Source organism: Clostridium sp. BJN0013 (assembly GCF_040939125.1).
In the GTDB taxonomy this organism is placed as follows: Bacteria; Bacillota; Clostridia; order Clostridiales; family Clostridiaceae; genus Clostridium_B.
In genome coordinates, this window is sequence record NZ_CP162495.1 from 748411 (window position 1) to 761193 (window position 12783).

Below are 12783 nucleotides of genomic sequence, written 5' to 3' on the forward strand. Positions count from 1 at the left end.
AAATGTGCAGGTGACAAAACTTATGAGTATAAAATCTTATTTTGCAGAGAAATTGTCTAAATTATTATTCTTGGAAATAAAAAAAGAAAACATTAAAAAGATATTTAAGATTTCATTAGAAGAAGATATATATATACCTATAAATTCCAGGTATATAGTAGATAGTATTAAACTACAGGATAATCTGGATAAAATACCTGTAACATATTTTATAGAAGGTATGTTTTATGTATTGGGGGCAGATGAGGAATTTAGATTTAATAAATACTATAAAGATATAATTTCTAAAGATAAAAATAATAATAAGTTTATAAAAAGTATAATTGGAAAAAATGTTAAAAGCAAAAATTATGAAGAAGCCTATATAATTTTGAAAGGCTTATCCCAAATAGAAGATACTGTAGAAATATATGATAAACTCATAGTTATGGCAGAGGAAATTAGAAAGAAAAATAATATATATAAAGAAGAGGAATTAAATATATTGCAAAAGGCTAAACTTAAAGATAATTATGCTCTGCCTTATTTATATGAGGCAATTATAAAGAAAGAAGAAGGAGACGACGAAAGGGCGCTGTTTTGTATAAATAACTACATAGTAAAAGGTGGAGAAGAAACTCTAGAGGTAACAGATATGAAACAGTGGTTGAAGTCTGCCGTAGATTATGACAGGGGGAAAGAACTTTTGGAAAGCAATCCCCAGGAAGCTCTGAAATATTTAATTCCCCTTATAGATATTTTAGGAGACAATGCCTCTATTTATTATTATATAGCTGTGGGATATAGGATGATTGAAAACCACGAAAAAGCTATCTATTATTTAAATGAAGCTTTAAATATAGATAGCAGCATAGTGGAGGTGGTAAATGAAATGGGAATAAATTATGCATCTTTAGGAAATTATGAAAGGGCCATAGCTTATTTAAGGAAAGCTTTTGAAGCCACTAAATCAGTGGAGGTATGTACAAATCTTATATTGTGTTATTTGAATTCAGGAAATTTAAAAGATGCTAAAGCTCATTTGGAAATTGCAAAAAAATTGGATTCAAAAGATCAGGTGGTAATAGAGTTAAACGAAATTATTAATAAAACAGTAGATAAGAATTAAAAATTAATGAGAGGAGATTTATTATGAATGTAAAAAAAGCTATAATACCCGCCGCAGGGTTGGGTACACGGTTTTTACCTGCTACTAAAGCCCAGCCTAAAGAGATGCTTCCCATAGTAGATAAACCCACTATACAATATATTATAGAAGAAGCAGTAGCCTCTGGAATAGAAGAAATATTGATAATAACAGGGAGAAATAAAAGGGCTATAGAAGATCATTTTGACAAATCTATAGAATTGGAAAGAGAACTGGAGAAAAAGGGAAAAGAAGATCTTTTGAAAATAGTAAAAGATATATCCAGTATATCGGATATTTATTATATAAGACAAAAAGAACCAAAAGGTCTTGGCCACGCCATAGGTTGTGCCAGAACTTTTGTAGGGAATCAACCTTTTGCAGTAATGCTGGGGGATGATGTGGTAGATAATGAAGTTCCTTGTTTAAAGCAGCTTATAGATTGTTATAATGAATATAAAACTTCAATTATAGGAGTACAGGAAGTACCTAAAGAAGAAGTATACAAATATGGCATAGTGAAAGGTATGTACATAGAAAATAATGTATATAAGGTTAAAGATTTAATAGAAAAACCCAAAGTAGAAGAAGCTCCTTCAAATATGGCTATACTTGGAAGATATATAATAACTCCTTCTATATTTGAAATACTACAAAATACTACTCCAGGAAAAGGAGGAGAAATACAGCTTACAGATGCCCTTAGAACTCTGGCCAAGAATGAAGCTATGTACGCTTATACTTTTCAAGGGAGAAGATATGATGTGGGTGATAAGCTTGGATTCCTTCAGGCTACAGTGGAATTTGCATTAAAGAAAGAAGAACTAAAAAAACCTTTTATGAAATATCTTTTAGGGTTGAAAGAACAGACCATATTTAAAGAAGTTAAGGATGAAGTGACCGATAAGGTAAAGGAGAAACAATTGCAATAGGGTAGCATTTGATTTTGCTGTAATTTAACTATATGTTAAATTACAGCAAAAATAATTATAGCAATGTTAAGCTTATATGTATAATTGCTGGATGGCAAAAATATGTTGATTAATTTTCTTTATGATGTAAAATAGATAAGGAGAGTTTATATAATCAATAGATTTAGGAAGTGTTTAAATGCAGAAAGACAAAAAACTTATAGTGTATGACATATTTTTTCTCATAGCTTCTTTATACTTTGCTTTATTACTTAAGTTTGATTTTAATATACCATCAGAGTATATGATATTTTTGAAATTATCTGCTGTTCCAGTGGTTATAGTAACATTAGTGTGCAATAAATTTTTTAATTTATATAACAACATATGGAAATATGCATCTGTAGAAGAGTTGATTTCTATAGTGTACTCCGTATCTCTATCCAATATTATTTTTATAATTTACAGTTATTTTATAAACTATAAATTTCTTGAGAACAGGTATTATAGATTTCCCTATACAGTACATATAATTTTTTGGATACTGTCTGTATTGGCCTTAGGTGGGATAAGATTTACATATAGATTATCTGGAGACAAAAAGGAAGAAAATTGTAAAAAAAGAAGACATAAAAATCTCCTTATAATTGGAGCAGGAGATGCCGCTGCAATGCTCATAAAAGAAATAAAAAAACATACAAATTTCAACTATAATATAATAGGGCTTATAGATGATGACAAATCTAAAAGGGGGAAGCTCATAAAGGGTATAGAAGTTTTAGGTGGAAGAAATGAAATAATAGAGGTATGCAAAAATAGGGGTATAGAAGAAATAATAATTGCAATGCCTTCTGCTGATCTTCATACAAAAAGAGAAATTATAAACATATGTAAAAATACAAAATGCAAATTAAAAACTTTACCGGGAATATATGAGATGATAGACGGAAACATAAATATTACAAAGCTTAGAGATGTAAATATAGAAGATTTGCTTGGAAGAGAAGAGGTTAAATTAAATACTCGGGACATAAGCAAGTACATAAAAGATAAAATTATAATGGTTACAGGTGGAGGAGGATCTATAGGCTCCGAATTATGCAGACAACTAGCTAAATTTCAGCCCAAACAATTACTTATATTAGATATATATGAAAATAATGTATATGATCTTGAGATGGAATTAAATTATAATTATGCTGATTTAAATAAAAAAGTAATTATAGCATCTATAAGAGACAGTGAGAGGTTAAAGGATATATTCAGGAAGTATACTCCACAGGTGGTTTTTCATGCAGCTGCCCATAAGCATGTTCCTCTTATGGAGGGAAATCCTTCAGAAGCTGTAAAGAACAATATAATTGGAACTTATAGAGTTTTAAAATGCTGTGATGAATTTAAAGTAGAGAAATTTGTACAGATAAGTACGGATAAAGCTGTTAACCCTACCAATGTTATGGGGGCTACAAAAAGATTTTGTGAAATAATGGTGCAGGCTTTTAATGAAGTCAGTAAAACTGAATATGTGGCTGTAAGATTTGGAAATGTCTTGGGAAGTAATGGTTCTGTAATTCCATTATTTAAAAGGCAAATAGCTCATGGTGGGCCTGTTACAGTAACTCATCCTGAAATAAATAGATTTTTTATGACAATTCCAGAAGCGGCTCAATTGGTAATTCAGGCAGGTGCTATAGCTGCCGGGGGAGAAATTTTTGTGCTTGATATGGGAAAACCTGTTAAGATAGTGGATTTAGCCAGAGATCTTATAACTTTATCAGGATATGAACCGGATGTAGATATAAAAATAGAATATACAGGTCTTAGACCAGGTGAAAAGTTATATGAAGAACTGCTTATGAATGAAATAGCATTGACTTCTACGGAGCATGATAAAATATTTGTGGAAAAACCTAATAAGGTAGATATGAATTTTATAGAAAAATCTATTGATGAATTTAAAGAAGTATTGAATCAGGATAAAGAGCATATAATGCAGCTTATAGAAAAGAAAGTTCCTACTTATAAGAGAAAAAAATAGCAAAAGGATGAATAAGCCCATGAAGAATATACTAGTTATTTCCCATATGTATCCCTCACCTTCAAATAGTGTTTTGGGTATTTTTGTCCATAAACAGGTACAGAAGCTTATAAATGAGGGCTGTAAAGTAAAGGTAATATGTCCGGTACCCTATGTGCCATCTTTTTTAGGTGTAATAAAAAAATATAAAGCTTATATTGATATTCCCACTAAAGTATTTCTTGATGGGGTGGAAGTTTTTTATCCTAGATATGTAGAATTTCCAAGAGGGCTATTTCTACAGTACTCTGGAATTTTTATGTATCTTGGTATAAAAAGAACTATAGATAATTTATACAAAAGATTTAAATTCAATGTTATACACGCACATACTGCCATACCTGTAGGTTTCGCAACTATACACTTAAGTAAAAAGTATAATGTACCTTTTGTAGTAACCATTCACGGTCAGGATTTCCAATATACCGTAAAAAAGAATAGTATGTGCAGAAAAAATGTATTTAAAGTTTTAAAAGCTGCAGATAAAATAATAACTGTCAGTAATAAATTGAAAAATGTTATAAAAGAAAAGTATATTTTAAATAAAACCATAGTTATAAATAATGGGATCAATCCTGAAGAGTATGTAATAAAGGAACAAGTGGAATTAAAGGGAAGTCATATAATGCTAAGTGTATCTGCTTTAATAAAAACCAAAGGTATAGATTTAAATATAAGGGCAGTATCAAAACTTGTAAAAAAATATCCTGATTTAATGTATTACATAATTGGAGATGGAGAAGAAAATAGAAATTTAAGAAAGCTGGTAAATGATCTGAATTTAAATGGAAATGTATTTTTTCTAGGTAGATTGCCTCATTCTCAAGTAATAAAATATATGTCTTCGAAATGTGATGTTTTTTCACTTCCCAGCTGGCAAGAAGGATTTGGAATAGTATATATAGAAGCTATGAATAGTGGAATACCGGTTATAGGTGTCAGGGGTCAGGGAATAGAAGACGTTATCGAAGATAAAAAGAATGGTTTTTTAGTTGAACCCCATCAGGTGGAGGATCTGATTTTTACCATAGATTATATATTAAGTAATAAATCTGAAGCCAGAATCATAGGACAAAATGGTAAAAATACTGTATTAAAAGAATTTACCTGGCTTAGAAATGCACAAAAAACTATTGATATATACAATGAAATTATGAGGTGAGGAAAGTGAATATTGCAATGATATTGACCAATGGATTTGATCCGGATCCCAGAGTATATAAAGAGGCAAAATCACTGAAAAAACTTGGACATAAGATAACTATTTTATGCTGGGATAGAGAGGGAACTTATGTGGATACTCCGGAAGAGGATTTAGATGGAATACATATAGTAAGATTTTTTGGAAATGCAGAATATGGCACAGGATATAAGCAAATTTTTAAGTTTTTAAATTTTAAAGATGATGTTTATAATTACATGAAAGACAAGAATTTTCAAGCACTGCACTGTCATGATTTTGACGGACTTTTTATAGGATATAGTATAAATAAAAAGCTTAAATTAAAGGTTACATATGATGAACACGATTTGTTTTACATGTATTTTTACAATAGGAAGGGACTTCTAAACAAACTTATATATTATTCTGTTATTTTACTGGAAAAACATATGGTAAAAAGAGTAGATACCCATATAGTGGTTACTCCCAAGATGAAGGAAGTTTATAAAAAGATAAGTAAAAATATTTACATAGTAAATAATGCACCTTATAAAAGTTTATTTAATGATATAGAAAAAACTCCAGATAATCTACTTAGAATAGGATTTATAGGTTCTGTTAGATATTATGATGAGATAAAAGCACTAATTGATGCGGCACAAAAGTATGATAAATCTGTAAAGGTAATAATTTGCGGCTGGGGAATATATGCAGAACAACTTGCCAGTTATTCTAAAAAATTCTCAAATGTAGAAATAAAAGGTGCTTATAATATAAGTGAATTGGAACAATTGTATAAAAATATAGATGTAACTTATGCCTTTTATCCAGGGGATACAGCTACCATATCCATGCCTAATAAATTTTATGAAAGCATAATAACAGAGACACCTATTATTGCCAATAAAGTTACGGAGTTTGGACATGAGGTTTGGAAAAATAATTTTGGCTATGGAATAGAAGGAAAAAATCTTAAAGAAGAAATAGAACATATTATAGAGAAACTTCTAAAAGATCCGGCAGAAAAAAATAATATAATAGAAAATATGAGAAAAGCCAAAAATAATTATTTTTGGGAAAGCAATGAATCAAAATTAAATGCTATATATACAATTTGCAATTCATAATTCACAGTGCATAATTGCAGTGATTATTTTTGGTTTTGAAACAGAAAATTGATTAAAGGAGATTCATATGTATAAAAAACATACGGTTTCAATAATAATTCCTGTTTATAATGAAGAACTTTATATAGAGAAATGTTTAAAATCTATAATTAACCAAACTTATGAAAATATTATTGAAATATTAGTGGTAGATGGTATGTCAACGGACTCTACACGAAATCTATTAAAAAGTTTTGAAAATGAAAAAATCATTTTAATAAATAATGAAAAGAAAATTCAATCTGCAGCTTTAAATAAGGGAATAAAAATGGCAAAGGGTGATATAGTGGTTAGAGTTGATGCCCATGCACTATATGATAAAGATTATGTAAGAGAATGTGTAAATACATTAAATAAATTCAAAGGAGATAATGTGGTAAATGTAGGTGGACCTACTTATTTACTTACTTCAAAATCCTATGTGGAAAACTGTATTGTTTTTCTTCATGAAAGTAAATTTGGAATAGGTGTAGCTAAGTTTAGACAGAAGGATTACGATGGCTTTGTAGATACGGTTTGGAATGGAGCTTTCTACCGATGGGTGTTTGATGAAATTGGTTTTTATAATGAAAGTTTTACAAGAAGTGAGGATAATGATTTAAACAATAGAATATTAAAAAGTGGTTATAAAATATATCAAAATAAAAATATAATAGCCTACTATAAACCTAGAAGCAGTGTAAAGAAAGTGCTATTTCAAAATTATGGCAATGGTAAGGCGATAGGCCAATCTCTTATTAATAATAGAGATATAGTAAAAGTCAGACATATTGTGCCTTTAATATTTTTTCTCACCATAGTAATATTTGGATTAAGCTATAGACTTTTTTTTGCAAGTAAAATAATAGAAATTTTGGCTTTGGGAAGCTATTTTATTGTAGATATGGTAGAATGTATAAAAATAGGTGTAAAAAATGGGGCGAAATATATACCTTTAATGTTTATACTATTTTTTTTACTTCACATTATGTATGGCCTAGGAACTATAGTTGGCTTTTTTACTGGCTTAAAAAAAGCATCTTAGAAAACAAATAACCAGTGAAAGGAAGGATATTCCAAAATGATACATAAAATCTGTAACAGAGGAAATGAAAACAGTAAGATAACCTCATTCATTTTATACATAGTTATGATAGCCGGATTAACAGTAGGATACATTGGATCCATTACATATTATAAATCCTTTAATTTCATAATAAATGCAGGTATTTTAAAAAGAGTATTTGTTATGGCACCTTTATTTGTAATTATAGTCTACACCTTAATATTTTTAGTACCTTCAAAAATTGATAAACTGTCAAGTTTATACTGGTTTTTATTTTTAACTTTAAATATAACACCCCTTTTAATAGTATATATTATGAGTGGACTGGCAGAAAGCAAAAATTCAGAAATATACATATATCTAATAACATTCATTGCTGTAATAGGAATATTACTTGTAAGTAAACCGGATTTTAAAATTCCCCAAATTAAAGTTACCCCTAAAGTGTTCTGGATAGGCATTATAGCTTTTATGGTAATTGGATATTCATATCTGGTGTATACCTTGGGACTTCCTACTAACATAATAGAAGCTTTTAAAGATGTATATGGTGTAAGATTGAATTACAGAGACACGGCAGGAAGATTTGACGATTATTTTATACAATGGCTTGGCAATGTAATAAATCCTTTTATACTTACATTTTTAATATACAAGAAAAAATATAAGCTCATATTTATACCGTTTGTATTGCAATTGGTGTTATACGGTTATGCAGCCTATAAAAGTCAATTTGCCGTTTTATTTTTGGCTCCATTTTTTGCCATGGTTTTAAAAGGAGGGATAAAGAGAACCTTTATAGAAAAAATGATGCTTTTGTCTATAGTAGTAGGTCTTGTTGCATTTTATTTTAAAAAATTATCCATATATCTTCTCATAATTATAAGAATATTTTTATTTCCCCCATTAATAGCCTTGGAGTATTATGATTTTTTCTGGATGTATCCTAAGATGTTATTATCCCACAGTATATTTGGTGGCTTCTTCAAAAATATATATAATATGGATCCCAACTTTTATATGGGAACAGTATATTATGGAAGATCAGATATGAGATTAAATGTAACCTGGTATGGAGATGCATATATGAATTTTGGCCTTATAGGAGTAATTTTATTTGCCATACTTTTGTATTTTATAATGATAGTTATAAAATCTGTAGAAAATAAAAATATATTTTTAGTATCTGCACTGCTTTTTGGAGGTGTAATGGCATTATTCAATGGACCTATATTGACTACTCTACTTACTAATGGACTGGGACTTGGATTACTTCTGGCATATCTGATGCCTGAAAAAATATAATCGTCTCTTCAATTGTGAATCGTGAACTGTGAATCGTGAATTGTAATAAAAGGTGGTAAATTATTATGAAAAAATATTATAAAGATATGGATATAGCCAGGGGAATAGGTATATTTTTAGTGGTTCTTGGACATTCTTTTCCCGATGCGCAATTTAACGGAAGTGTTTTTTATGCTTACATATATAGACTTATATATTCATTCCACATGCCCTTGTTTTTTATTATATCAGGTTTCTTTGCCTATAAAATATATGAAATAAGCACTTTAAAAAGTTATGGTAGGTTTGTTTATAGCAAATTTAAAAGACTTATGATTCCTTATATTTCCGTATCTTTGATTGCAGTGCCTATAAAGCTGTATATGAATAATTATGCTGCAAGGCCTATAAAATTAAATGATTTAATAATAAATATAATATTTTATCCCTTGGATATTCCTATACAATATTTTTGGTTTATATACACCTTGTTTTTTATATTTGTAGTGGCACCTTTATTTAAAAAACTGCCTATAAATATAACACTTGCAATAACCTTAATATTGAACCTACTTTTTACCAAACAAATAGGCTTTATGTATATCTATGGGGTAATCCACTATTTATTTTATTTTTTCTTTGGAATCTATTTAAACAGTACATATAAAAACTGGGGGAATATTAAAAATAAACAGATAATAATTGTAACATTTTCTATAATTATTATAGTTTTAAATCTATTTCAGCCTACAAGGAAAATATATCCTTACTACAATTTAATTACTTCTCTTGTGGGAAGCGGGATATTTTTAATGCTGTCAAATTTAATAGTAAATGGTTCTGTAGGAGAACTATTCAAGAATATAGGAAAATACAGTTATGATATTTATCTATTATCCTGGTTTTTTCAAACTGGATTTAGAGTAGTAACTTATCAAGTGTTGGGCTTTAATTACAATATAGTAATTCTTATAATGTTCCTAGTAGGATTTTTCCCTATAATGATGTCTATGTATATTTTCAATAAAAGTCCATTGCTAAGTAAAATATTTTTAGGACATAAATGAAGAATTAGTTATTAATTGTTGACTAAATACTAGGATTATTAACTCATTGTATATGAAATTAATTAGTGATAAAATACTTAAAGATAGAATCTATTGTCTTTAAATATGTAAAAATACTGTTAAATAATGTTGCAGGAAGATTATTTGGAGGAAAACATGAAAAAAGATAAACTTGTTAAAGCTGCTGGAGTAGTAATGGTGATTTCAATGGCAAGCAGAGTAATGGGATTTGTAAGAGATGTACTTATTGCCAGTGCCTTTGGCGCATCTAATAGTTCAGATGCATATTTTATGTCACTTACAATACCTAATCTACTGTTTAATTTATTTGGGCTTGCCATTACTACTACTTTTATTCCTCTACTTAGTGAAAGTTATAATAAAGAAGGCAAAAAGGGAATGTTCAAATTTGCTAATTCTATAATGAATATTCTCATGTTAATTTCAATTGTTTTATGCATCCTGGGATGGATATTTACCAAAGAGATAGTGGGTGTTATTGCACCAGGCTTTACAGGGGAAAGGTATACTTTAGTTATATTCTTAACTAAAATAAGTATGATAAATATATTATTTTTGAGTCTAAACAGCGGTTATACTGCGGTGCTTCAAACACTAGATGATTTTATTGCACCGGCACTGGTTGGTATAGTGATGAACATACCTATAATAACATACATATTAATTGGAAATCACCATGGAATCGTAGGACTTACTGTAGCTACAATGCTTGGAAATGGACTTCAGATAGTAATACAAATTCCCTGGCTTATAAAAAATAAATATAAATATAGTTTTAAAATAGATTTTAAAGATACGAAGATAAAAAAAATGCTTATGCTTATTGCACCGGTTATTATAGGAACGGGAGTTAATCAGGTAAATGAAGTAGTCCAAAAGAGAATGGCTTCTGGCCTTGCAGTGGGAAGTATAGTAGCTCTGGATTATGCCAATAAATTGAATATGCTTGTATATTTTACTTTTGCATCTGCTATAGTTACAGTAATGTTTCCTTCTCTATCTAGAAGTGGAAATCTGAAAAAATATGATGAATTTAAAGAGCATATAAGCAGTGCTGTAAATAATATCAATATTATAGTAATTCCAGCTATAATAGGACTTTTGGTACTTAGAATTCCTATAATAAGCGTACTTTTTATGCATGGTGCTTTTAATGAAAAGGCAGTTAACATGACTGCAGAAGCTCTGTCCTTTTTAATATCCGGTTTAGTATTTTGGGGTATAAGGGATATATTTAATAGATCTTTTTATGCTATTCAGGATACCACCACTCCTATGATAAATGGAGCTATAGGTGTGGGGGTAAATATAATTATGAGTATAGTACTGGTTACAAAAATGGGTATAGGAGGATTGACCTTGGCTACTACAATTTCTGCTTTTGTAAGTTGTGTACTTCTTGTGAAAGATTTGAGAAAGAAAATTGGAAATATTAATGGCCTTAGTATGTTAAAATGTGGAATTAAAATATTGACTTCAGGAGTAACCATGGGTGTAGTTATATTTTTTATAAATGATTACTTAGGACAATTTTTAATAGGATTTAAAGGTCAAATTATAATAATATTAGTTTCAATTGTAGTTGGTGTTTTAGTATATGTAGCGATGCTGCTGCTTTTAAAAGTAAATGAACTTAAAACTATAATAGACTTAATTAAAAGAAAATTTAAAAGATCACAATGTGTTTAACATGCAAAATGTAAGTGAAAAGGAGAAGAAAATTCCTATGAGAAGATTTTACAAATATCTCTGTACTTTATTAATATGTATACTTTTTTTTACAGGTTGTACCAATACTGTAGGCGACAAAAAAGAAATAGTGATTTGGTCTCATCTCACAGACGCTGAAATAGCAGAACTTAGAATTTTGGCAGACAAATGGTCTGAAACTTCTGGTTATAAAGTTAAAATTCATTCTGATAAAGGAGATAATAGAGCCTATATAGAAGCTGCAAAGCGGGGAATAGAACCAGATATAGAGTTCGGCGTATCTCATGATAGAATGGAAAAACTAAATAGTGAAAAGTTATTAGCCCAGGTTCCTGACAATTTAATAGATAAGAACAAGTATGTATCTTCTTCCCTTGAGACCGTTACCTTTGGAAATAAAATGTATGGAATACCTATATCTATAGAAACCTATGGACTTTATTATAATAAAAATAAAGTCAAGAAAGTGCCTGAAACTTTAGAGGAATTGATTTCCCAAGGGGAAAAACTGGGATTTCAATATGATATAAATAACTTTTATTTAAGCTTTCCTATATTACAAGCCAATGGGGCATACATATTTAAAAAACAAAATGGAAATTACAATGTAAAAGATATAGGACTAAATAATAAAGGAGCCATTAAGGGATACACCATGATTAGAGATATGGTTCAAAAGTATAAATTAATGCCTGAAAATATAGAAAGTATAACTGCTAGAAATAATTTCAAGAACGGAGAGACCAGTTTTTATATAAGTGGTTCCTGGGATTTGGAAGAATTAGATAAGTCAGGACTGAATTATGGGGTAGCAGCCTTTCCCAAATATAATGGAAATCAGATGATGTCTTTTATCACATCACAGGTGGTTTATGTAAGTTCAAAATCAAGCCACCAAAAAGAAGACTGGGACCTCGTAAATTATCTTATTGATAATTCCAAGGGAAAATTATTTGATATAACAGGCAGGATTCCTCCTTTTAAAATAGATTATAATATAAAAGAAGTTAAAAATAGTGAAAAGTTAAAGACCTTTATAGAACAGTCACAATATGGAGAGGTATTGCCTAATGTATCTGAGATTCAGGCTCTTCAGGATGCCAATAAAATAATGATGGAATTAACTGCAGGTAAAATAACTCCAGAGGAATGTGGCAAAAAAATAGAACAAAATATACTGGACTTTATCATTAAAGAGAAACAAAAATAAGAAA

Annotated in this window: 10 protein-coding genes; all 10 read left to right on the plus strand. The window is 29.4% G+C overall.

Annotation, left to right across the window (positions count from 1 at the left end; translation table 11 throughout):
- Positions 1-22 precede the first annotated feature (22 nt).
- The 10 genes from AB3K27_RS04030 to AB3K27_RS04075 all read left to right on the plus strand — a co-directional run bounded on the left by AB3K27_RS04030 (position 23) and on the right by AB3K27_RS04075 (position 12779).
- Positions 23-1108 carry a tetratricopeptide repeat protein gene (locus AB3K27_RS04030; protein ID WP_368489967.1) on the plus strand — a complete coding sequence of 362 codons (1086 nt, stop codon included), beginning with the start codon at positions 23-25 and terminating at the stop codon, positions 1106-1108.
- A 23-nt stretch (positions 1109-1131) separates the two neighbouring features.
- Positions 1132-2058: a UTP--glucose-1-phosphate uridylyltransferase GalU gene (galU, locus tag AB3K27_RS04035; protein WP_368489968.1), complete on the plus strand. Its 927-nt coding sequence runs from the start codon at positions 1132-1134 to the stop codon at positions 2056-2058.
- Positions 2059-2236: 178 nt separating this feature from the next.
- The gene (locus tag AB3K27_RS04040) at positions 2237-4075 is read left to right on the plus strand and encodes a polysaccharide biosynthesis protein (RefSeq protein WP_368489969.1); all 1839 of its coding nucleotides are present in this window, start codon (positions 2237-2239) and stop codon (positions 4073-4075) included.
- A 19-nt stretch (positions 4076-4094) separates the two neighbouring features.
- Positions 4095-5276 carry a glycosyltransferase gene (locus AB3K27_RS04045; RefSeq protein ID WP_368489970.1) on the plus strand — a complete coding sequence of 394 codons (1182 nt, stop codon included), beginning with the start codon at positions 4095-4097 and terminating at the stop codon, positions 5274-5276.
- A gap of 5 nt (positions 5277-5281) precedes the next feature.
- Entirely contained in the window at positions 5282-6403 is a 1122-nt protein-coding gene (locus tag AB3K27_RS04050; RefSeq protein WP_368489971.1) for a glycosyltransferase, read from the plus strand.
- Positions 6404-6470: 67 nt separating this feature from the next.
- On the plus strand, positions 6471-7466 hold the full coding sequence (locus AB3K27_RS04055) for a glycosyltransferase family 2 protein (RefSeq protein ID WP_368489972.1): 996 nt from the start codon (positions 6471-6473) through the stop codon (positions 7464-7466).
- Positions 7467-7502: 36 nt separating this feature from the next.
- The gene (locus tag AB3K27_RS04060) at positions 7503-8792 is read left to right on the plus strand and encodes an O-antigen polymerase (protein ID WP_368489973.1); all 1290 of its coding nucleotides are present in this window, start codon (positions 7503-7505) and stop codon (positions 8790-8792) included.
- 65 nt (positions 8793-8857) lie between these two features.
- Positions 8858-9838: an acyltransferase family protein gene (locus tag AB3K27_RS04065; protein WP_368489974.1), complete on the plus strand. Its 981-nt coding sequence runs from the start codon at positions 8858-8860 to the stop codon at positions 9836-9838.
- A gap of 156 nt (positions 9839-9994) precedes the next feature.
- The gene (gene murJ / locus AB3K27_RS04070; RefSeq protein ID WP_368489975.1) at positions 9995-11548 is read left to right on the plus strand and encodes a murein biosynthesis integral membrane protein MurJ; all 1554 of its coding nucleotides are present in this window, start codon (positions 9995-9997) and stop codon (positions 11546-11548) included.
- 37 nt (positions 11549-11585) lie between these two features.
- Complete coding sequence (locus AB3K27_RS04075) at positions 11586-12779, plus strand: maltose ABC transporter substrate-binding protein (protein WP_368489976.1); 1194 nt, start codon at positions 11586-11588, stop codon at positions 12777-12779.
- The last annotated feature ends 4 nt before the right edge of the window (positions 12780-12783 follow it).

Excerpts from the sequence above, each read along its gene's own strand:
- galU (WP_368489968.1), top strand. The coding sequence starts at position 1,132 with ATGAATGTAAAAAAAGCTATAATACCCGCCGCAGGGTTGGGTACACGG.
- AB3K27_RS04055 (WP_368489972.1), top strand. The coding sequence starts at position 6,471 with ATGTATAAAAAACATACGGTTTCAATAATAATTCCTGTTTATAATGAA.
- AB3K27_RS04030 (WP_368489967.1), top strand. The coding sequence starts at position 23 with ATGAGTATAAAATCTTATTTTGCAGAGAAATTGTCTAAATTATTATTC.
- AB3K27_RS04065 (WP_368489974.1), top strand. The coding sequence starts at position 8,858 with ATGAAAAAATATTATAAAGATATGGATATAGCCAGGGGAATAGGTATA.
- murJ (WP_368489975.1), top strand. The coding sequence starts at position 9,995 with ATGAAAAAAGATAAACTTGTTAAAGCTGCTGGAGTAGTAATGGTGATT.
- AB3K27_RS04060 (WP_368489973.1), top strand. The coding sequence starts at position 7,503 with ATGATACATAAAATCTGTAACAGAGGAAATGAAAACAGTAAGATAACC.
- AB3K27_RS04045 (WP_368489970.1), top strand. The coding sequence starts at position 4,095 with ATGAAGAATATACTAGTTATTTCCCATATGTATCCCTCACCTTCAAAT.
- AB3K27_RS04075 (WP_368489976.1), top strand. The coding sequence starts at position 11,586 with ATGAGAAGATTTTACAAATATCTCTGTACTTTATTAATATGTATACTT.
- AB3K27_RS04040 (WP_368489969.1), top strand. The coding sequence starts at position 2,237 with ATGCAGAAAGACAAAAAACTTATAGTGTATGACATATTTTTTCTCATA.